A 20,214-nucleotide genomic window follows, 5' to 3' on the forward strand; every position below is an offset into this window, starting at 1 on the left:
GTCCCTTCCAACGCCCGCGGCCGTGCGGGATTCCCGGTGCGTGGCCCGCTCAGCCGCGCCGCGCGTCGTCCTCCAGCAGCCCGGCGTCGTGGACCAGGAGGGCGATCTGGACCCGGTTGTTGAGGTCCAGCTTGGTGAGGATGCGCGAGACGTGCGCCTTGACCGTGGGCACGCTCAGGTGGAGCGCGGCGGCGATCTCGGCGTTCGACCCGCCGTGCCCCACCGCGACCGCGATCTCCCGTTCCCGCTCCCCCAGCGCCGCCAACCGCCTGCGGGCGCGGGCACGGCGGCCGTCGCGGCCGGAGCCGGCGACGTGGGCGATGAGGCGCCGGGTGACGGCCGGGGAGAGCACCGGGTCGCCGGCGGCCACCCGGCGTACCGCCTCGACGATCTCGGCGGGCGGGGTGTCCTTGAGGACGAAGCCCGCGGCCCCGGCCCGCAGCGCGCGCAGCACGTGGTCGTCGGCGTTGAAGGTGGTCAGGACGATCACCTCGGGCGGGTCGGGGCGGCGGCGCAGCGCCTCGGTGGCGGCCAGCCCGTCCAGCTCCGGCATCCGGATGTCCATCAGCACCACGTCCGGCCGGTGGCGGTCCACCAGCGGCAGCACCCGGGTCCCGTCGGACGCCTCGCCGACGATCTCGATGTCGGGCGCGCCGCCGAGCATCAGCCGCAGCCCGGCGCGTACGAGGGGGTCGTCGTCGACGAGGAGGACCCGGACGGTGCCGCCGGTGCGGGCGGTGCCGTCGGCATGATCGGCGTGGTCGGTACGGCCGGTGCGGTCGGTCATGCCCGCCACGGTAGCCAGGCCCGCAGCCGGAAGTCGCCGCCGGTCCTGCCGTGTTCCAGCCGCCCTCCGGCGAGCGCGACGCGTTCGGCCAGTCCCACCAGGCCCGCGCCCGCCCCGGGGATGGCCTGCTCGGGAGCGGCCGGGGCCCGGCCGAGCCGGTTGCGCACCTCGACGGTCAGTCCCTCGTCGGGCCCGCCGGTGACCGTCACCGTGACCTCGGTGCCCGCCGCGTGCTTGCGGGCGTTGGTGAGCCCTTCCTGCACCACGCGGTAGGCGGTGCGTCCGGTCGCCTGCGGCACGGTCCCCGCCGCGCGGATCCGCCGCTCCAGCGCGACGCGCGTCCCGGCCCGGCGGGACTCCTCCACCAGCCGGGGCAGGTCGGCCAGGGTCGGCTGGGGGCGGTCCTCGCTCCTCCCGCCCCCGCCGGTGCCGTCCGTCCCGGCGCGCAGTACGCCGATGACCTCCCGCAGTTCCTCCAGCGCCTGGTGGGCGCTCTGCCGGATCACCCCGGCGGCCTGCTGGACCTCCTCGGGCGGGGCGCCGGGGCGGAACTCCAGGGCGCCCGCGTGGACGCTCAGCAGCGACAGCCGGTGGGCGAGCACGTCGTGCATCTCGCGGGCGATGGCCTCGCGGGTGTCGCGCCGGGCCTTCTCGTAGAGCGAGGCGAGCAGTTGCCGCCGGGAGCGGACGTACATCCCCCAGCCGATCACCCCGCCGATCAGCACCAGACCGAGGAACACGTCGAGTCCCGGGGGCGTTTCGGGGTCGGGCCGGACCAGCACGGAGGCGACGAGGGAGACGAGGGCGAGCCCGGTGACCAGGGCGACGGTGCGCGGCCGGCGGTGCACGGCGACGGTGAAGAGGGCGACCTCCAGGGGCCCGGCCACGAAGTGCGAGAACACGCTGACCGGCAGGATCACCAGCGCGATGCCCACCGGCCACCGCCGCCGCAGCCACAGCGCGGCGCAGGCCAGGGCGCCCGCGATCTGGTCGGCGGCCAGCCGGGCGTCGGAGACGGCGGGGTTGTCGACGACCGGCCCGGAGGTGATGACGCTGAAGACGGCGGCCAGCACGAACGCGCTGGTGTCGACGGCCCAGTCGCGCCTGCTGCGCCGGACCGGTTCCCCAGGGATGAGACGACGGACCATGCGGGGGAACCTACCGGCCGTCCGCCGCCGTCCGCCCCGCCGCGGGCCGGCCGTATACCGACGTCACGCGGTCGCATACTTTCGACGGTCGTACCGGTCCGGGCGGCGCGCCTAGCCTGCGGGCATGAAGCAGTTGCTGGGTTTTGTGAGTTTCGTGCTGATCGCTCAGGGAGTGGGCGGACTGGCCCACCACTTCGGCTGGTTCGACCTGTGGGGACTCGTCCACCGCGTCGGCTTCCTGGACGGCTACGAGCTCTACGCCGGCGTCGTGCTGATCGTGCTGGGCCTGGCGGTGGGCGGCCTCGCGGAGAGGATCAGGGACTGATCCCCGCCGCCCGCCCGGCCGTCACCGCTTGCGCCCCACGCCGCCGAACACGGCCACCTCGGCGGGCGGTTCCCCGGACCGGTGGGACGGGGTGGGCTCGGGCCGCCACCGCGAGCACGAGACGACGCCGGGGTCGAGCAGCTCCAGGCCGTCGAAGAAGGCGGCGATCTGCTCGGGGCTGCGGGGCGTGTACGGGGTGGCGGCACCCCGGGCGTTGTGGCGCTCGATGGCCTCGACGTACGCCGGTTCGGTGGTGGTGCCGTCGTTCAGGCCGAGGAAGCTTCCGGGGGGCAGGGCGTCCAGCAGGCGCCGCACGGCGGCGCGGGCCTCGTCGTAGTCCGGCACCAGGCCCAGGATGCCCATGAGCATCAGCCCGACGGGGCGGGAGAAGTCCAGCGTCCGCGCGGCCTGCCGCAGGATCGTGTCGGTGTCGCGGACGTCGGCGTCGAGGTAGTCGCACGCGCCCTGCGGGGAACTGGTGAGCAGGGCCTGGGCGTGCACCAGGACCAGGGGGTCGTTGTCGACGTAGACGATGCGGCACTCGGGGGCGACGCGCTGGGCGATCTCGTGGGTGTTGTCGGCGGTCGGCAGTCCGGTGCCGATGTCCAGGAACTGCCGGATGCCGGCCTCGCCGGCCAGGTGGCGCACCACGCGCCCGATGAAGGCACGCGAGGCGCGGGTGATGTCGCGCATGCCGGGGAAGACGGCCAGCACCCTCTCGGCGGCGTCCGCGTCGGCCTCGTAGTAGTCCTTGCCGCCCGCCAGGTAGTTCCAGATCCGGGCCGAGTGCGGGCGCGTGGTGTCGATCCCGGGTCCGATGGGCCGTGTGCCGCTGTCCGCCATGCTCGTTCGCCTCCGTGGTGCCGGCCGATTCACCGGTGCGGGCGTCGCGGGTCCGCCGGCCGGGGACCCGCGACGCGCACCGTTCCGGTCCCATTCCTACACCGTTCCGCGCCCGCCGGCGCCTTCCGCGTGCGGCGGGCGCGGAACGGCGCTCAGGAGACCGGGGCGTCCAGGACGGGGATCAGCCACTCCTCCTCGTAGGCCAGGTGGCTCTCCAGCTCGGCCGTGAGCCGCTCGACCTCGGCGAGCACGTGCGCGGGGTCCGCGCCGTCGGCGGAGACGGCCTTCCGCAGGTCCTCCAGCAGGTCCGCGATCCTCCGGTGCTCCTCGCCCAACCGCTCCATGACGGGGGCGAGTTCGGGCCGCCGCTCGGCGAGGGCCGGGAACATCCCGCCGTCCTCGCTGCTGTGGTGGTGGTGCAGCCCTCCGCAGAAGGTCAGGCAGTTCACCCGGAGTTGGGCGCCCAGTCCGGTCCCCGACGCGGCGATCTCCTCGCGGATCAGGGCGAGTTCCCGCCGGAACGCGTCGTGGACCGCCTTGAGGGCCGCGCCCCAGGACGTCGCGTTCGGGTTCGGCGGGCCCGGGAGCGGCTGGAGGGCGACCACGGGCAGGACGCGTCCCGCCCGCTCCTGGTACTCGGCCCACCCGGGGTCGGCCTCGACCGCGCGGGCGAAGGCGCGGTCGCGTTCGGCGCCCTCCAGGACGACCGCCTCCGCCCGGTAGGTGAAGACGCCGTCCTCGACGGTGACGCGGGGGTCGGCCAGCAGGTTGCGGAACCAGTCCGGGTGCCTGGGCGCGCCGCCGGCCGAGGCGATGACCAGGATGCGCTCGCCGTCGGGGAGGTAGCCGAGCGGGGTGGTGTGCGGCGCGCCGGACCGCGCCCCGGTGGTGGTCAGGAGGATCAGCCGGGCCTTGTCGAAGAATCCGCCGACCCGGCCGCCGTTGGCGCGGAATTCCTCGATGACCTGCTGGTTGAAGTCGTTCGGCATTCTCTGCTTTCTGCTGGGATGGAAGGTTCCGCGAGCTGTTCGCGGGCATGGCGAATTCACCTCCGGGCGGTGCCGCCCGGGGTGCGGGAAAGGGCGGGAAGGCGTGCCGGGATTCCGGCCGGACGGCATGCCGCCGAACGGTCGGTTCAGGGATGGATCACGGCATCAGCGGTGGTCGCGGCAGGCCGCGGGCGTGCGGAAGCAGCGCGCGGAACACGCGAGGAACGCACGGGGACGTGCGGTGAGGGAAAAGGAAGAAGGTGCGGAAAGGCGGGCCTCTCGCCCGCCTCGCGCTCACGTCGAGGCCGGGAGCCTCTCTCGTGTGTGGCCCATGGCCGACCCGGCAGTCACGGAATGCACATTAGTGCGGTGAACACGCCGGCGCAACGCCGTACTTCCCGGCCGGTTCCGGCCGCCGTGCGCGCGGGGCGGAAAACGGCGGCGGCCCGGGCCTCCCGGACCGCCGGGCCCGCGGCTCAGTACGCCCGCCCCGCGTGCTTGCGGTGGAAGAGGTGCAGCAGTCCGAGGAGGTGCGGGCGGCGCCTCCTCCGCCCGCTCCCGGCTTCCTCCGTGCGGGTCCGCGCCGCCTTCCGGACGCCGGACGCCTGCGGCCCGGGGGCCTCGGGCGGCGCGGTGCGGCGCCGCAGCGCCCCCTGCGCCGAGGAGACCCGGCCGGCCCCCAGGACGCGCACCACCCGGCTGCCGCAGCCGGTGCAGCCGGGCCGGGTCAGCGGGGAGGGCACGTGCGTCCCGTCCACGACGTACACGACGAACTCCCGGCCCTTCCCGTCGATGTGGTGTTCGATGTCGTAGGACTGCTCCCAGCCGTGCCCGCACGTCAGGCAGACGAACGCGTACGCCTCGTGCCCGGTGCGTATCCCGTGGGCGTCATCACTCATGCCGGCTCCTGTCGTCCGTGGGGCGAACCCCCGGGTGTGCGGGCCTGCACACCCCCCACTGCCAGGGAACGCCTCCGCGCGGGCGGTCGCACCGGATCTGCCGGTCGTTGGAACGGATTTGGCCTACGCATGAGCAGGGGCGGGAAGAGGACGGCGGGGAGGGCCCCGGACGCGGTCCCGGCTTTGCCTTCCGGGGGGCGCTCTTTACCGTCCGATGGGCTTCGGCGCGCTCCGTCCTTTGCCGTCCCGGCGGCATCGGAAGCCCTCCGGCCGGGCACCGCACCGGGCGGACGCGCGGGCGCCGGGTCAGGGCGCGGGCTCCAGGTCGGCCGGGAGGAGCTGCTCGGTGAGCAGGCGGCGCACCCGCGCCTCGCGGTCCGGGGCGGCGAGCCAGGAGTCCAGCAGCCGCCAGCCGTGGAAGTAGCCGAGCACGTACAGGCCCATGCCCGTCGCCCGTATCGAGCGCAGCGCCGTGCCCGCCTCGGCGTCGGAGAGCAGCGCCCACCGGGACAGGTAGCCGGCGAGCTCCGGGTCCGGGCGGCCCTCGGCGGCCAGGAACGCCGCGTTGGCCCAGGCACCGAACAGGACGTTCCGGGCGCGGTGGATCTCCGCGAAGTCACTGCCGTCCGGTTCCACGCCCTGGTCGGCGAGGACGTTGTCGGTCAGCCACGCCCGGGCCTCGTCGCCGGGGAAGACGATGTCCTGCGCGTGCAGGCCGAGTCCCTCGCTGACCACGAACGAGGGCCCGAGCATGAACCGGACCTGCTGCTCCAGCAGACCCCGCTCACGGACCAGCAGGCGCTCCTTGAGCAGCGACTCGGCGATGTGCCCGGGGTGCCCCTCGTGCGCGACCACGTACAGCAGGTCGGCCAGGTTGAACGGCAGGTCGCGGTTGATGAAGATCACCGACCGCGATCCGCCCTCGTGGTGGCCCGCCGCCAGGAAGTGCGCGCCGGACACCAGCCGGCACTCCACCACCTCGTCCTCCGGCAGCGGTACGAGGGCGGAGGTGCGGCGGCGGGTCTCGGCGACGGCCCGGTCCACCAGGCCGGGCAGCCGGTCCAGCCGGTCCGGCGGCAGCGTGTGAGCCGCCTGCCAGGCGTGCAGCCGCTCCGCCAGGGAGCCGCCGCCCTTCGGCAGCGCGGCGTCCAGCCGGGCGTGCGCCTCCTCGAAGACCTCCTCCGGCAGCCACTCCACGGGCACCCCCAGGCATGCGTGGGCGTACTGCGGCAGTGGCAGCTCCTGTCCGGCCAGGCGCCGGGCGACCGCGCGCAGGGCCCGTACCTGTGCGGCCAGGTGGCGGGCGCGGTCCGGCGCGAACGGCAGTTCGTCCAGTAGCGCCTCGGCGTCGTCGGCCAACCGCCCGGGCGGGGGCGGCTCCTCCTCCTCGACCCGGGCGCTCCACTCCCCGGGCCCCCGGTAGATCAGCACCGTCCCGCCGGTGTCCCGGGTCACCTGCCGGTTGATGCGCAGCGCCAGCAGCGCGTAGTCGCGCAGCCACTCCTGTTGCGTCACGGTCATCGGCTCCTCCCGTCCCGCGATGGTGTGCGGACACGGCACGAAGCTAGCTGTACGGTTTTCCGTACGCCGTACGGAAGGAGTGCAGGATGTCCCGCTCGCGGCCTCCCGCCGTCTGGTTCGCCGAGGAGCCTCCCCGCAGGCCCCGGCTGTCGAGGGAGAGGATCGTCCGGGCCGCCGTCGCGCTGCTGGACGCCGAGGGGGTGGCGGGCCTGTCCATGCGGCGCCTCGCCGCCCGGCTGGACGCCGGCGTCATGTCGCTGTACGAGTACGTCGGCGGCAAGGAGGACGTCCTCGACCTCGCGGTGGACGAGGTCGTCGCCGGGATCGAGCTGCCCGGCACCGACGACCTGCCCTGGCGCGAGGCCCTCACCCGGCAGCTCGTCCGGAGCCGCCGGGTGATGAGGCGTCACCCGTGGCTCCCGGCCCTGATGGCGACCCGCCCGCTGCTCGGCCCGCACTCCCTGGCCCGCTCCGAGTTCTTCTACGCCACACTCGCCCGCGCCGGGCTGGAGGGACCACGGCTCACCGCCGCCGTCGGCGCCCTGACCTACTACGTCCAGGGGTACGCCGCGATGGAGAACCTCTGGCGCCACCGGATGCGCGACTCCGGCGAGGAGGCCGAACTGCGCCGCCAGGCACAGGAATTCATCGCCCAGCACGCCGGGCGCTACCCCACGCTGACCCGGCACGCCCGGCTCGACGACGACGATTTCGACGGCCAGTTCGCCCTCGGCCTGGAGACCGTCCTCGACGGCATCGAGGCGCAGCTCGCCGGGCGGGGGACGGCGCCCTGAGGGACCGGCCGGGCGCCGCGGGAAACCGCCGGGGCATTCGAACGTCCCCTACGGGCAGGCAGAAGATCAGCAGAACGATGGACGAGACGACGGGACGAGGAGCGGTGCATGCGCGTCACACTGGCTGAGGAGGTCATGCTGCTGTCGCTGGACGACGAGTCCGGCACGGCCAGGGACCGGTCGTCCGCGGGCTGGGCCGTCGCCGGCGGCATCCTCCTGGAGCTGGCCCTGGCGGGCCGCGTGGCGGTGACCGACGGCCGGGTGGGGGTGACCGACCCCTCGCCGACCGGCGTCGCCCTGCTCGACGGACGCCTGGCGCAGCTCGCCGAGTGGACGAAGGGCAAGGGCAGGAGGAAGGCGGCCGACTGGGTGGCGAAGGACCAGGCGAAGGCCGTGCGGGCGACGGTGGACAGCCTGTGCGAACGCGGTCTGGTCACCGAGGAGCGGCACCGCGCGCTCGGCCTCTTCCCGGTGCGGCGCTACCCGGAGGCGGACGGCTCGGTGGAACGGGAATTGCGCGACCGGCTGACCGCCGTGGTCCTGGACGGCGCCGAGCCGGACGACCGCACCTCCGGACTGATCGCCCTGCTGCACGCCACGGGCCTGCACCGGCCGGCGTTCCCCGAGCTGCCCCGCAAGAAGGTGGCACCGCGCATGGCGGAGATCGCCGAGGGACAGTGGGCGGGCGACAGCGTCCGCGAGGCGATCCGCGCCATGCGGGCGGCGATCGCGGCGGTCACGGCGGTCACCGTGGTCACCGCGGTGTCCTGACCGCCGCTCCGAAACCCGCTTGACCCGGCGGCCCGCGCTCCCGAGGCTTCCCACATGACCGCCGCACTCCGCCTGGAGAAGATCACCCCCGCCACCTTCGACACCGCCATCGGCCTGAAGGTGCGTCCGGAACAGGAGCACCTGGTCGCACCGGTCGTGAAGTCGCTCGCCGAGGCGTATGTGCACCCCGACACGGCCTGGCCCCGCCTCATCCTCGACGGCGACCGGCCCGTCGGCTTCCTCATGGCGTTCTTCGACATCGACTTCACCGGCGACGGAACGGGCACCGACCTGCGATCGGGCCTGTGGCGCCTCAACATCGCGGCCGGGGAACAGGGCCGTGGACACGGCCGCTTCGCGGTCGAGTCCGTGGCCGCCGAGATCCGCCGACGCGGCGGCACCCGCATGACGGTCACCTGGCATCCCGGCGGGACCGGGCCGGAGGGCTTCTACCTGAAGCTCGGCTTCCGTCCGACGGGGGAGATGAGCGGGGGTCAGCGGGTGGGTGAGCTCGCGCTGTCCTGAGTCCCGGTCCGCCGGGCGGGCCGCCCTCCTCCCCGCAGTTCCGGTCGCCGGCCGCGGCACGGGGGCTGGACACGGGGGGTGACGCGCGGGGCAGGTGACCGATGGCTCCCCGCGTCCCGCCTCACTCCGGGTGGGGATGCCAGGCGGGACCGCGGCCCGCCCGGCGGACACGGCCGAAGACCACGTCGGCGAAGTGGCCGCCGAAGCCGATCGTGCCGGGTTCCTCCAGTTCGGCCAGGAGACGGCGGCGGAAGCCGGCGGACAGCTCCGGGTCGTGGTCGGGGAGGGCCGACCACTCCGGATGGTCGGCCTGGATCGGCGAGTGCATCGCGTCGCCGAAGGCGATCAGCCGCCGCCCTCCCCAGGCGATGACGTACATCGCGTGCCCGACCGTGTGGCCGAGGGCGAACACCGCCCGTACGCCGGGGAAGACCTCCTGGCCGTCCGTCACGGTGCGGACGCGGGGTTCCATCGCCGCGAGCATCTCGCCCGTGATGCCGGACGCCTCGGCGAGGTGGCGCTGCTCCCACTCGGGGGCGGCGATCAGGTGGTCGGCGTGGGCGAAGGCGAGCCGGCCGGTGCCGGGAACGGGGTGCCAGGCCCATCCGATGTGGTCGATGTGCAGGTGGGTGAGGGCCACCGCCTCGATGTCCTCCGGCCGGCGGCCGAGCACGGCCAGGTTGTCCAGGAGCGCGCCGCCGCGGATGTCGCCGATCGGGCCGCCCGGCTGCGCCGGGAACGACTGCGGGCCGAACCCGGTGTCGATCAGCAGCGCCCGGTCGCCGTGCTCCACCAGCAGGGCGCCGATGCTCGCCACCAGGTGGCCGGAGTCGTCCAGGTACTCGGGGTGTGCGGCCCACACCTCGTCGGTGGTGGCCGGGAGCCACAGCCGCGGCACGAGTCCTGCCGCGCCGTCCGGCACGTAGCTCACCTTCAGTTCGCCCAGCCGCAGCGACCGGATGCCCGAGGGCCGCCGCAGCCGTTCCTCCCGGTGCGAGACGGTTTCCGTCATGTCCCCTCCCCTTTCGCGGCACGCGTGTCCGTGGGGCGGCCCGCCGGACGCGTGGACCGCGGGCCGCCCGCCGTCACCTTCGCGGCCGTCGGGCCGGGAGGCAAGGGGGCGTGGAACCGGCTTCACCGCCCGCCGGGCGGCCGGGCGGCCGGAAGGTCCACCACCCGGTCGCACCAGCGCTCCAGCAGCACCCGGTCGTGGCCGACCGCGAGGAGCGCGGCGCCGCTCCCGCGGCGGTAGTCCTCCACGGCGGCGACGAGGGCGGCGGTGGTGGAGGCGTCCAGCATCGCGGTCATCTCGTCGCAGATCAGCAGCCTCGGACGGAGGATCAGCGCGCGGGCCAGGCAGGCGCGCTGGAGCTGGCCGTCGCTGACCTCGTGCGGGCGGCGGCTGAGCAGGTCGCCGCCGAGGCCGACGGAGGCGGCCAGCCCGGGCAGCCGGTCGGGGATCTCGTCGCGGCGTCCGGTGGCGCGCAGGGGTTCGGCGATGGTGTCGGCGAGGGTGAGGCGGGGATCGGCGGCGAGCCGGGGCTGCTGGAAGACCACGCCGACGGAGGTGCGCAGTGCACGCGGGGCGCGGTGCCGGAAGCCGCGCACTTCCCGGCCGCCCAGCCGGACGGTGCCCGCGTACGGCCGGTGCAGCAGGGCGGCGACGCGGGCGAGGGTGGACTTGCCGCAGCCGCTGGGGCCGAGCAGGCCGACGGCCTCGCCGGCGGCGACGGTCAGGGAGATTCCGCTCAGCACGGGCGCGCGGCGGTCGTATCCGGCGGTGATGCCGAGGAGTTCGAGGGCCGCTGCGGGGGCCGTCCCGGACGTCTCGCGGGTCGGGACGGGAGTCGTCTCAGGCATCGGCCGTCTCCGGGGCGGGGGCGTACGCGTGGTGGCAGGCGACCGCCCGGCCGGGGGCGCCGGTGAGGGCGGGCACGCCGGCGCAGGCGTCGTCGGCGCGGTGGCAGCGCGGGGCGAAGGCACAGCCGACGGGCAGGGCGTCCAGTTCCGGGGGCATGCCGGGGATGGGGGTGAAGGCCCGCTCGGGCAGGGCGTCCAGCAGGCCGCGCGCGTAGGGGTGCCGGGGGCCGGGGCTTTTGAAGAAGCCGTCGGCGTCGGCGAGTTCCACGATGCGCCCGGCGTACATCACCGCGACCCGGTCGGCTACGCGTTCGGCGGCGGCCAGGTCGTGGGTGATGACCAGCAGCCCGTGGCCGCCGTCCACATGGCGGCGCAGCTCGTCGACGGTGCGGTCCACCAGGTCCCGGTCCAGACCGGTGGTCGGTTCGTCGGCGATCAGCAGGGGGGCGCCGCCGACCAGGGCGAGGGCGGTCGCGGCACGCTGGGCGAGGCCGCCGGAGAGTTCGTGGGGGTGGTGGTCGAGGTGGTCGGCGGGGAACGCGGCGCGTTCGGCGGCCCGCTCGGCGCCGGCGCGCGCCTCCTCCCCGCGCGCCCCGGTCAACTCCCGTACCGTCTCCTCCAGTTGGGAGCGGACGGTGCGCACCGGCGTGAGGTGCGCGGCGGGGCTCTGCGGGATGAGGGCGATGCGCCGGCCGCGGACGGTGCGGGCCAGGGTGGTCTCGTCGGCCGCGATCAGGTCGAGGCCGTCCAGGAGGGCGGAGCCGCGGATCTGCGCGTTGCCGGGCAGCAGTCCCAGCAGCGCGGAGGTCAGCACGGACTTGCCGCAGCCGCTCTCCCCCACCAGGGCCAGGCACTCCCCCGGGGCCAGGTCGAAGGACACGTCCGTCACGGCGGCGACGGTGCGCCCGCCGCGCATCCGGAAGCGCACGGACAGGTTCCGTACGGACAGCTTGCCCGGTGGGGACGTCTCGGCTGTCACAGCATCAGCTCCGATCGGCGGCGCGGGTTGATCCGCTCGCGCCAGGCGCCCGCGAGCCCGGCGATGGCGAGGGTGGGGACGATGATGAACAGGCCGGGCCAGAGGGTCGGCCACCAGGCGCCCGCGAGCAGCGTGCCGCGCGCGGCCTCGACCATGGTGCCGAGGCTGGCCTGGTGGGCGGGGATGCCCAGGCCCAGGAAGGACAGCGCCGACTCGTGCCAGATGGCGTGCGGCACCATCAGCACGGCCGCCAGTCCGGCCTGCGGCAGGACGCCGGGCAGCAGGTGCCGTACGGTCACCCGCCACCGCGAGGCGCCGCCGGAGACCGCCGCGTCCAGGTAGGGGCGGCCGCGCAGCGAGTGCACCTCGGCGCGGACGATGCGGGCGGTGGAGACCCAGTGGGTGAGGCCGACGGAGGCGACGACGGGCCAGACGCCGGGCCGGAACATCGCCACGATGAAGATGCCCATCAGCAGGTGGGGCACGGACGCGAAGACGTCCACGGCCCGCATCACCAGCCGGTCGACCGTGCCGCCCAGCGCTCCCGCCGCGGCACCGACGGCGATGCCGACGACCGTGGCGACCAGGGCGGCGACCACCCCGACGAGCAGCGAGACGCGCAGCCCGTACACGCAGCGCAGCAGCAGGTCGCGGCCCATCTCGTCGGTGCCGAACGGATGCTGGAGGGAAGGGGGTTGGAGCTTGGCGGCGAGGTCGACGGCCTGCTGGTCCAGGGGGAACAGGGGCGGTACGACCAGGACGGCGAGGACGGTGGCGGCCACGAGCACGGCCGACAGGAGTCCGCGCGGTACACGGGCCGGACGCCCGTCGGCGCCGGCGGCGCGCCAGGCGTCGGTGGGACCGGTCGCGGCCTGGCCGGTCGTGGTGGGGCCGGTGGCGGTGGAGTCGGTGGCGGTCACATCTCCTCCAGGTCGACCCGGGGGTCGGCCAGCGCGTACAGCAGGTCGGCCAGCAGGTTCCCGGCGAGGACGGCGAGGGTGGCGAGCACGGTCACCGCGGCCAGCAGCGGGAAGTCGGTGTCGGTGGCGGCCTTCACGGTGGCCGAGGCGATGCCGGGCCAACTGAAGACGGTCTCCACCAGCAGGGCCCCGGTGATCAGTTCGGGGACGCGGGTGCCGACGAGGGTGAGCACCGGCAGCAGCCCGGAGCGCAGGGCGTGCCCGAACAGGACGGTCCGCTCGCGCAGGCCCCGGGCGCGGGCGCCGCGCACCGGGTCCTCGCGCAGGGCGTCGGCGACGCCCTGCCGGGTGTAGAGGGCGAACCACGGCAGTTGGGAGAGGGCGAGCACGCCCACGGGCAGCACCATGTGGCGGGCCAGCGAGCCGGCGGTGACCGTCTCCTCGCCGAAGTCGGTGAGCCCTCCGGCGGGCAGCACCCCGAGGTGGAGGGCGAAGAACCAGACGGCGAGCAGGCCGAGCCAGAACGGCGGGGCCGCCTGGAGGACGTACGCCGCGCCGGTGACGCAGCGGTCGAGCCATCCGCCCTGGCGGCGCGCGGCGGCGACGCCGAGCAGCGTCCCGAGCGTCACCGCGAGGACGAACGCGACCGCGCACAGCAGCACGGACCAGCCCATGCGTTCGCCGACGACCTGGGCGACCGGCTGGCGCAGGGACACCGACCAGCCCAGGTCCCCGCCCAGGGCAGAGGTGAGCCAGCGCCACCACTGCTCGGTGAACGGGCCGTCCAGGGCGAGGTTCTCCCGCAGTTGGTCGAGGGTGTCCTGCGAGGCGCGCAGCCCGGCGCTCCCCGCGTACCGGCGCACCGGGTCGAAGGGGGAGGCCGCGGCCAGGGCGAAGGCGCCCAGGGTGACGGCGGCCAGCACGGGGACGGCGGCCAGGGCACGCCGTCCGGCCAGCCGGGCCATCGCCGCCCAGGGCAGTCCCCGGCGCCCGGCGGGCGCGGGGCGGGGCGGCGTCTTCCCCGCCGTCCCCGCCTCCCGCGTCGCTTCCGGTTCCGTCGTGGCCGGGACCGTCACCGCTTGGGCCGCCAGTCCTCGACGTTCCACCAGGGGCCGGTGCCGAAGCCGTGGTCGTGGGGTTCCACCTGGGTGGTGACGCCCTCCCAGTCGTCGCCCATCACGTAGACGTGGTCGATGTGGGTGAGGAAGGTGTAGCCGGGGTTCTCGGCCAGTTCGCGCTGGACGGTGTCGTACGCCTCGGTGCGGGCGTCGCGGTCACCCGCACGGCGGCCCTTCTCCAGGGCGCGGTCGACGGCCGGGTTGTCGTAGGCGGCCATGTTGTTGAAGCCGTCCAGGGCGAGGGAGGAGTGCAGCAGCGGGTAGAGGTCGAAGTCGGGGTCGGCCGGGCTGCCGCCGCCGGAGAGGACGGCGTCCTCCTTCATGCGCGGCTCGATGACCTCCCAGGTGCCGGACTCGACGGTGATGTCGATGCCGATCTTCTTGGCGTCGGCGGCGTAGGCGAGGGCGTGCTCCTGGCGGAGCCGGTCACCGGAGGGGTACCAGAGGGTGAAGGCGGCGCGGCGGCCGTCCTTGCGGCGGATGCCGTCCTCGCCGGGCTGCCAGCCGGCCTCGTCCAGGATCTCCCTGGCCCGCGCGGGGTCGTGGCGGCGCTCGGTGCCCTTGGCGAACCAGGGGCTGTCGGTGGGGACGGGCCCGTACGCGGCCCGGCCCGCGCCGTTCAGGACGCTGTCGACGATGGCGTCGCGGTCCACGGCGAGGTCCAGGGCGCGGCGGACGGCCCGGTCGCCGGTGACCTCGTTCGCGGTGGGCAGGGTGACGGCCCGGAAGTCGGCGGTCCTCGCGCGGATCACGCGCTTGTCGCCGTCCTTGGCGAAGGTGTCGGCCAGGGCGGGCGGCAGGATGGCGGCGTCGAGGTCGCCGGAGCGCAGCCGGGTGGCGCGGACGTCGTCGTCCTTGATGACCGCCATGGTCAGCTTCTCGACCTCCGGCGCGCCTCCCCAGTAGTCGGGGTTGGCCTCGAAGGTGAGCTTCTCGCCCTTGCTCCAGCCGGCCAGGACGTACGGGCCGGTGCCGATCGGCTCGGTGTTGTACCGGGCGGTGTTGACGTCCTGTCCCGCCAGGGCCTCCTTGGAGACGATGGGCAGCACGGTGCGCTCGGCGAAGGCGGCGTAGGGGTACTTCAGCTTGAAGACGACGGTGTCCTCGCCCCGGGCGGTGACGCTGTCGAGGGCGTCCAGCTCGCCCTTGGAGGGGTTGTTGGTCTTCTCGTCGAGGATGGTCTCGTAGGTGAAGACCACGTCCTCGGCGTCGAAGGGGGTGCCGTCGCTGAAGGTCACCCCGTCGCGCAGGGTGTAGGTGTACGTCCTGCCGCCGTCGCCGACCTGGGGGAGCTTCTCGGCGAGGGCGGGTTCGAGCTCCATGTCGGCGTTGTGCCGCAGCAGCCCGTCGAAGATCTTGGAGTTGCCGTCCTTGCCGTAGCCGAGCAGGGGGTTGAGGGTCTCGGGCTCCTGGGCGATGCCCACCACCAGGGAGTCCTTCGCACCGGCGGCACCGCCGCCGTCGGAGGGCGCGGAGCAGGCCGCCGTGCCCGCCAGCACCGCGCCGGCCGTGACGGCGGCGGCCACGGCACGTACCACCCGGACTGTCATGTTCCACACCCCTGTAACCGAGTAAAAGTTATTGCAAACAGCTTGCAATTAAATACCAGGGACCGCACCGGCCGTGCCAGGGGGCACCCCCTCCCGCGCTCCGCCGGACCCCCGGCGCGCCACGCTTTGATCACTCTTCGATCACACCGGCATCACAAGTGCCGCACCCGGCGGTCTTTCCGCCGCTTCTTCGCGTCTACCGCTTGACCGCCCCATTGGTCTATGCCAAGTCTGTGCACACCCCGCGCTCCGCGCACCGGTCATCTCCCAGGGGACACACCATGCCTGTCCGTCACCGTGTCAGACCGTTGCTCTCGGCCCTGTCCGCCGTACTGCTGCTGGGCGGGTGCGGCACCCTCGCGGACCCCGGCGAGGAGACGCGGAGCCTGGAGGTCTGGCTGATGCGGGGCAGCCTCTCCGAGGAGCTCACCGACGCCGCCGTACGGGACTTCGAGGCGAGGAACCCCGGGATGGAGGTGGAGGTCACCGTCCAGGAGTGGCCGGGCATCGACAAGAAGATCACCGCGGCCCTCGCCTCCGGCGACGCCCCGGACGTGATCGAGGTGGGCAACACCCAGGTCGCCCAGTACGTGCAGGCGGGCGGGGTGGAGAACCTCACCATCAAGGTCGGCGACCTCGGCGGCGACCACTGGATCCCCGGCCTGGAGGAGCCGGGGAAGATCGACGGCTACCAGTACGGCATCCCCTTCTACGCCGCCAACCGCGTCGTCATCTACCGCAAGGACCTCTTCCGGGAGGCCGGGATCACCGAGCCGCCCACCACCCGCGAGGAGTGGATCGAGGCCACCGCCCGGCTCGACCGGCCCGGCCGGCAGGGCATCTACCTCCCCGGCCGGAACTGGTACGTCCTGGCGGGCTTCGTCTGGGACGAGGGCGGCGACCTCGCCGTCGAACGCAGCGGCCGGTGGACGGGCGCGCTCCACACCCCCGAGGCGCTGCGCGGCATGGAGTTCTACCGGGAGCTCCAGTCCTACGGCCGGGGCCCCGTCGACTCCGACGAGTCCGACCCCGACCAGCGGAAGGTCTTCGCCCGGGGCGGGATAGCCCAGATCATCGACGTGCCCGGGGCCGCGGAGCTGATCACCGAGGCCAATCCGGCGCTGACCGGCAAGCTCGGCTTCTTCCCGGTCCCCGGCAAGAGCGCGGACCGGCCGGGCGCGGTCTTCACCGGCGGTTCGGTGCTGATCATCCCCGAGCGGGCGGACGAGCACGACGCCGCGTACGCCTTCGTCAGGCTGCTCACCGGCGAGACGTGGCAGCGGAAGCTGGCGCGGACGATGAGCGTCGTGCCCAACAGCACCGAGCTGGCCGACGCCCTGGAGGACGACCCCGGCGCCGCGGCGATGGCCGAGGGCGCCCGCAACGGTCACGCCACCCCCAACTCGCCCCTGTGGGGCCGCCTGGAGGCGGACAACCCGATCAAGGAGTACCAGACCGCCGTGCTCCGGGGGGCCGATCCGCGCACCGCCGCGCGCGAGGCGTCCGAGAGGATCACCGCGATCCTGAGCGGCCGGGGCGACGGCTCCGGCTAGGGCGCGCCCCTCCGGCCGGACACCCGGCGAAGCCCTGCCGGGCCTGGTCCGGCGGGGCCTGGCCGACGGCCGCCGGGAAGTCCGCGGCCACCGGGCTCCGGTCGCTCCTGCGCCGGGCGACGGCGACCGGCGTGCGGGCGGTGCCGGGGCCGGGGAGGCGTCCGGGCCGGCCTCCACCGGGGCGCAGACGGTCTGCCGCTCCACCGCGTGCCGGGCACCCGGGGCGTGAGGCCCGCCGGGGCGCACGGACCGGTGATCCGGTCGTACAGCCCCGGGCCGGCCGCCCGGGGGCAGGAGCACCAAGGGCGAGTCCGCCGGCCGCGCGAGCGGCACGGTCCGCCGGGCCGCCAGGGGGTGCGCGGAGGCAGGACGGCCACGAAGGGCTCGGTCAGCACGGTCGTGAAGCCCAGCGCCGCCTTGTCGGCGGGGGCTCGCGCAGCGGGCCGATGTCGACGGCCCCCTCGTGCAGGGCGGTGATCTGCGGCGCGGTGGTCATCTCGTGGATGTCCGGGCGCACCTCCGGGAAGCGCTCCCGGAAGGTGCGCAGCAGACCGGGCAGGACGGTCAGGGCGAGCGAGGCGGCGGAGCCGGGCCGCCGGCGGCCGGCCCGGCCGTCCGCGCGGCCGGGGAGGGCCCGCCGGGCGGCGGGCAGCCGTTCCCTTCCGTCCGGGGTGAGGGCGACGCGTCCCGGCCCGCGGCCGAACAGCGCATGGCCGACCTTGCCCTCCAGGCGGCGGACCTGCCGGCTCAGCGGCGGCTGCGCGATGCCCGGGCGCGCGGCCGAAGTGGAGTTCCTCGGCGAGCACGGCGAAGGCGTGCAGTCGCGGCAGGGGGAGTCCGGGACGGTCCATGTCCCCAGGGGCATCAGGCCATGTCTCCGGCTTGTATTGGACGTATCCCGGCCGGCCACCTAGCGTTCGCCGCATGACGGAGCGACGCGCGATCCTCAGCGGCTCGACGTTCGAGGAGCAGATCGGCTACGCCCGCGCCGTGGTGGACGGCGACTGGGTGCACGTGTCCGGGACGACCGGTTTCGACTACACCACCATGACGATCTCCGAGGACGTGGTGGAGCAGGCCGAGCAGTGCCTGCGCAACGTCGGGGCCGCGCTGGCCGAGGCGGGCTGCACCTTCGCCGACGTCGTGCGGGTGCGGTACCTGCTGCCCGACCGGGCCGACTTCGAGCCCTGCTGGCCGGTCCTGCGCCGCTGCTTCGGCCCGGTCCGGCCGGCCGCCACGATGCTCGTGTGCGGCCTCGCCGACCCCCGTATGAAGATCGAGATCGAGGTCTACGCGCGGCGTCCCGCGTGACCGGGCCGGGGCGCGGGGACTTCGTGGGAAGACGCGTGCCGCCGGTCCGGTGGCCGTCGGGTCAGCGGCCGTCGCCGGTGGGCGTCCGGCGCGGGCGGAGCAGGACGGCCGCCGTGGCCGCGGTGAGGACCAGCCCCACCGCGGCGACGGCCGAGACGACGGTGAACCCGCGGTCGTAGGCATGCCGCGCCGCGCGCAGCAGCGCGTGGGCGGTCTGTTCGGGGAGGCGGCCGGCGAGGTCCGCGGCCGCCGCGAAGGACTCCCCGGCCGTCGCCCGGCCGTCCGGGCCGAGTCCCGGGACCGGAGGCAGGGTGGTCCGGTAGACGGCGGTCAGCACGGTTCCCAGGACGGCGACGCCCAGCCCGGCCCCCAGTTCGAAGGAGGTCTCCTGGACGGCGGCCGCCTCGCCGGAACGCTCCGGCCGCGCGGCGCCCATGATGGAGTCCGCGCCCAGGGTCATGACCACGCCCGCGCCGCATCCGGCGGCCAGCAGAGGCACCAGGAGGATCCCGTAGCGGGACGGGTCGCCGACCGCCGCGATCAGGGCCAGGGCGGCGGCGAAGACGGCGAGCGATCCGGTGAGCGCCCACCGGTTCCCCCACCGGCTCGCTACCCGGGGGGCCGTGACGGCACCGACGGCGTTGGCGCCCGCGAGCGGAACGAGGGCGAGCCCGGCGCGCAGCGGCGAGTACTCCCCGGCCTGCTGCCACCACTGGGTGAGGAAGAACAGCAGGGCGACATAGCTGCCGAAGCAGCCGATGACGCACACGGTGGCGGTGGCGAAGCGCCGGTCGCCGAACAGGGAGAGGTCCAGCAGCGGCTCGGCCAGGCGCCGCTGGCGGCGCACGAAGGCGTACAGCAGCAGGGCGCCGGCGGTGGCGGTGACGAGGGCGGCGCCGTCGGCCCCGGCGCGCTCGCCGACCCGCTTGAGCGCGTAGACCGCGCTCGCGAGCCCGGTGGCGGACAGCACCACGCCGGCCAGGTCCCAGCGGCGGGGCACCGGGTTCCTCGACTCGGGGACGACGCGTGCGCCGACGGCCAGGACGGCAACGACGACCGGCACGTTCACCAGGAAGACGGCGCCCCATCCCCACCGCCCGGCGACCAGGCCGCCGACCAGCGGGCCGACGGTGGCGCCCACACTGTGCGCGGAGGTCCACACGCCGAGGGCGACGGCCCGTTCGCGGTCGTCGGTGAAGACCACCCTGATGATGGCCGCCGTCGACGCCATGATCATGGCCGCGCCGACACCGAGGGCGGCGCGCGCGGCGATCAGCTGCGGGACGGAGTCCGAACAGGCCGCGGTGGCCGAGGCCAGACCGAACAGGAGGAGGCCGCCGAGGACCATGCGCCTGCGGCCGATGCGGTCGCCGAGCGTGCCGCAGGTGACCAGGAGCGCGGCGAGGGTCAGCGAGTAGACGTCGACGATCCACAGCAGTTCCGCGCCGCTGGGGCGCAGGTCCCGGGACATGCCGGGCACCGCCACGTGGAGCACGGTGAGATCGATGCCGCACAGCAGCAGGCCGCCGGAGACCACGGCCAGCACCAGCCACCGCCGCCGCGGGGTGTCAGGCCGTTCCCGCTCCGCGGGCGGGGGCGCCGGTGCGGACGCTCTGCCTTTCGTCATGCCCGTACTGTCCGGGCCACCGACCCGCCGTGCAAGTACGGTCTTTTCTGTCCCGTAGTGTCATTCCGTATACCGATGGAGGTGGAGCCGGGTGCGGACGGACATCGACGGGGCACCGGAGTACTGCGCGATCGAGTTCGCGATGGAGGTGCTCGGGGGCCGCTGGAAACTGGCGATCCTGAAGCAACTGCTCACGGGTACGCACCGGTTCGGTGAGCTGCGGCGCGCGCTGCCCCGGATCACCCAGCGCATGCTGACCCGTCAGCTCCGGGAGCTGGAGGCCGACGGACTGGTGGTGCGGACGGTGTACCGGGAGGTGCCGCCGAGGGTCGAGTACTCGCTGACCGAGGCGGGGCGCAGCCTGGAGACGATCGCGGACGAGCTGGACCGGTGGGGACGGTGGTACCGCCGGACGCGGCGGGAGCAGTTGGCGGAGGCCGGGCGGGAGGAGACCGGCTGACCCCCGCTCGGTCGCGGCACCGGTCGCGGGTCGAGCCGTGCGCGGTGCCGGACGGCCGGTCCAGCACCGGCGGGCCGTTGCCGGGCCTCTCGCCCGGCGCGGTCTCCGGCACGCTCACGCGGCGGCCTCCGGCGCCAGGCCGCGCTCGCGCAGCCACAGCAACTGCTCGTACGGCTGTGAGGCGCGTCCGCCGCCGTGGTCGCCGAAGTGCCACACCCGGATGTCCTTGTCCTC

Annotated in this window: 21 protein-coding genes; 7 read left to right on the top strand and 14 right to left on the bottom strand. The window is 74.7% G+C overall.

Annotation, left to right across the window (positions count from 1 at the left end; translation table 11 throughout):
* Positions 1-49: 49 nt before the first annotated feature.
* Positions 50-787, bottom strand: coding sequence for a response regulator transcription factor (locus tag VE546_RS01425; RefSeq protein ID WP_324916926.1), 738 nt, complete (start codon positions 785-787; stop codon positions 50-52).
* Complete coding sequence (locus VE546_RS01430; protein WP_324916929.1) at positions 784-1,935, bottom strand: sensor histidine kinase; 1,152 nt, start codon at positions 1,933-1,935, stop codon at positions 784-786. Before VE546_RS01430 ends, VE546_RS01425 begins: the two co-directional genes overlap by 4 nt.
* Positions 1,936-2,059: 124 nt before the next feature.
* Here VE546_RS01430 and VE546_RS01435 point away from each other — a divergent pair, with 124 nt between their 5' ends.
* Positions 2,060-2,260 carry a hypothetical protein gene (locus VE546_RS01435; RefSeq protein ID WP_324916933.1) on the top strand — a complete coding sequence of 67 codons (201 nt, stop codon included), beginning with the start codon at positions 2,060-2,062 and terminating at the stop codon, positions 2,258-2,260.
* 21 nt (positions 2,261-2,281) lie between these two features.
* On the opposite strand, the gene VE546_RS01440 is transcribed toward VE546_RS01435, so the two are convergent.
* The 4 genes from VE546_RS01440 to VE546_RS01455 all read right to left on the bottom strand — a co-directional run bounded on the left by VE546_RS01440 (position 2,282) and on the right by VE546_RS01455 (position 6,512).
* Entirely contained in the window at positions 2,282-3,103 is an 822-nt protein-coding gene (locus VE546_RS01440) for an SAM-dependent methyltransferase (protein ID WP_324916936.1), read from the bottom strand.
* 152 nt (positions 3,104-3,255) lie between these two features.
* Positions 3,256-4,092, bottom strand: coding sequence for a nitroreductase/quinone reductase family protein (locus VE546_RS01445; RefSeq protein ID WP_324916938.1), 837 nt, complete (start codon positions 4,090-4,092; stop codon positions 3,256-3,258).
* Positions 4,093-4,568: 476 nt separating this feature from the next.
* Complete coding sequence (locus tag VE546_RS01450; protein ID WP_324916941.1) at positions 4,569-4,991, bottom strand: hypothetical protein; 423 nt, start codon at positions 4,989-4,991, stop codon at positions 4,569-4,571.
* Between the two features lie 306 nt (positions 4,992-5,297).
* Complete coding sequence (locus tag VE546_RS01455; RefSeq protein WP_324916945.1) at positions 5,298-6,512, bottom strand: hypothetical protein; 1,215 nt, start codon at positions 6,510-6,512, stop codon at positions 5,298-5,300.
* Positions 6,513-6,598: 86 nt separating this feature from the next.
* On the opposite strand from VE546_RS01455, the gene VE546_RS01460 reads away from it, so the two are divergent.
* The 3 genes from VE546_RS01460 (at position 6,599) to VE546_RS01470 (ending at position 8,602) form a co-directional block, all read left to right on the top strand.
* On the top strand, positions 6,599-7,306 hold the full coding sequence (locus VE546_RS01460; RefSeq protein WP_324916948.1) for a TetR/AcrR family transcriptional regulator: 708 nt from the start codon (positions 6,599-6,601) through the stop codon (positions 7,304-7,306).
* A 108-nt stretch (positions 7,307-7,414) separates the two neighbouring features.
* Complete coding sequence (locus VE546_RS01465; protein WP_324916951.1) at positions 7,415-8,077, top strand: GOLPH3/VPS74 family protein; 663 nt, start codon at positions 7,415-7,417, stop codon at positions 8,075-8,077.
* Between the two features lie 54 nt (positions 8,078-8,131).
* Positions 8,132-8,602, top strand: a complete 471-nt coding sequence (locus VE546_RS01470) for a GNAT family N-acetyltransferase (RefSeq protein WP_324916954.1) — start codon at positions 8,132-8,134, stop codon at positions 8,600-8,602.
* Between the two features lie 121 nt (positions 8,603-8,723).
* On the opposite strand, the gene VE546_RS01475 is transcribed toward VE546_RS01470, so the two are convergent.
* The 6 genes from VE546_RS01475 to VE546_RS01500 all read right to left on the bottom strand — a co-directional run bounded on the left by VE546_RS01475 (position 8,724) and on the right by VE546_RS01500 (position 15,029).
* Positions 8,724-9,614 carry an MBL fold metallo-hydrolase gene (locus VE546_RS01475; RefSeq protein WP_324916957.1) on the bottom strand — a complete coding sequence of 297 codons (891 nt, stop codon included), beginning with the start codon at positions 9,612-9,614 and terminating at the stop codon, positions 8,724-8,726.
* Positions 9,615-9,736: 122 nt separating this feature from the next.
* Positions 9,737-10,462, bottom strand: coding sequence for an ABC transporter ATP-binding protein (locus VE546_RS01480; RefSeq protein ID WP_324916961.1), 726 nt, complete (start codon positions 10,460-10,462; stop codon positions 9,737-9,739).
* Entirely contained in the window at positions 10,455-11,378 is a 924-nt protein-coding gene (locus VE546_RS01485) for an ABC transporter ATP-binding protein (RefSeq protein ID WP_324916987.1), read from the bottom strand. Before VE546_RS01485 ends, VE546_RS01480 begins: the two co-directional genes overlap by 8 nt.
* A gap of 59 nt (positions 11,379-11,437) precedes the next feature.
* Positions 11,438-12,238, bottom strand: a complete 801-nt coding sequence (locus VE546_RS01490) for an ABC transporter permease (protein ID WP_324916990.1) — start codon at positions 12,236-12,238, stop codon at positions 11,438-11,440.
* A gap of 119 nt (positions 12,239-12,357) precedes the next feature.
* The gene (locus tag VE546_RS01495) at positions 12,358-13,326 is read right to left on the bottom strand and encodes an ABC transporter permease (protein WP_324916993.1); all 969 of its coding nucleotides are present in this window, start codon (positions 13,324-13,326) and stop codon (positions 12,358-12,360) included.
* Between the two features lie 107 nt (positions 13,327-13,433).
* Entirely contained in the window at positions 13,434-15,029 is a 1,596-nt protein-coding gene (locus VE546_RS01500; protein WP_324916964.1) for an ABC transporter substrate-binding protein, read from the bottom strand.
* A 281-nt stretch (positions 15,030-15,310) separates the two neighbouring features.
* On the opposite strand from VE546_RS01500, the gene VE546_RS01505 reads away from it, so the two are divergent.
* Positions 15,311-16,582: a sugar ABC transporter substrate-binding protein gene (locus VE546_RS01505; protein WP_324916967.1), complete on the top strand. Its 1,272-nt coding sequence runs from the start codon at positions 15,311-15,313 to the stop codon at positions 16,580-16,582.
* A gap of 388 nt (positions 16,583-16,970) precedes the next feature.
* On the opposite strand, the gene VE546_RS01510 is transcribed toward VE546_RS01505, so the two are convergent.
* A complete protein-coding gene (locus tag VE546_RS01510) occupies positions 16,971-17,447 on the bottom strand; it encodes a LysR family transcriptional regulator (protein ID WP_324916969.1) in 477 nt (158 codons plus the stop codon).
* A gap of 59 nt (positions 17,448-17,506) precedes the next feature.
* Between VE546_RS01510 and VE546_RS01515 the strand changes: the two genes are divergently transcribed.
* Positions 17,507-17,893: a RidA family protein gene (locus VE546_RS01515; protein WP_324916971.1), complete on the top strand. Its 387-nt coding sequence runs from the start codon at positions 17,507-17,509 to the stop codon at positions 17,891-17,893.
* Positions 17,894-17,954: 61 nt separating this feature from the next.
* On the opposite strand, the gene VE546_RS01520 is transcribed toward VE546_RS01515, so the two are convergent.
* Positions 17,955-19,520 (bottom strand): MFS transporter, encoded by a 1,566-nt coding sequence (locus tag VE546_RS01520; RefSeq protein WP_324916974.1) that lies wholly within the window; start codon positions 19,518-19,520, stop codon positions 17,955-17,957.
* Between the two features lie 91 nt (positions 19,521-19,611).
* Here VE546_RS01520 and VE546_RS01525 point away from each other — a divergent pair, with 91 nt between their 5' ends.
* Entirely contained in the window at positions 19,612-19,980 is a 369-nt protein-coding gene (locus VE546_RS01525; RefSeq protein ID WP_324916977.1) for a helix-turn-helix domain-containing protein, read from the top strand.
* Positions 19,981-20,214 lie beyond the last annotated feature (234 nt).

The organism is Streptomyces sp. (assembly GCF_035644915.1).
In the GTDB taxonomy this organism is placed as follows: Bacteria; Actinomycetota; Actinomycetes; order Streptomycetales; family Streptomycetaceae; genus Streptomyces.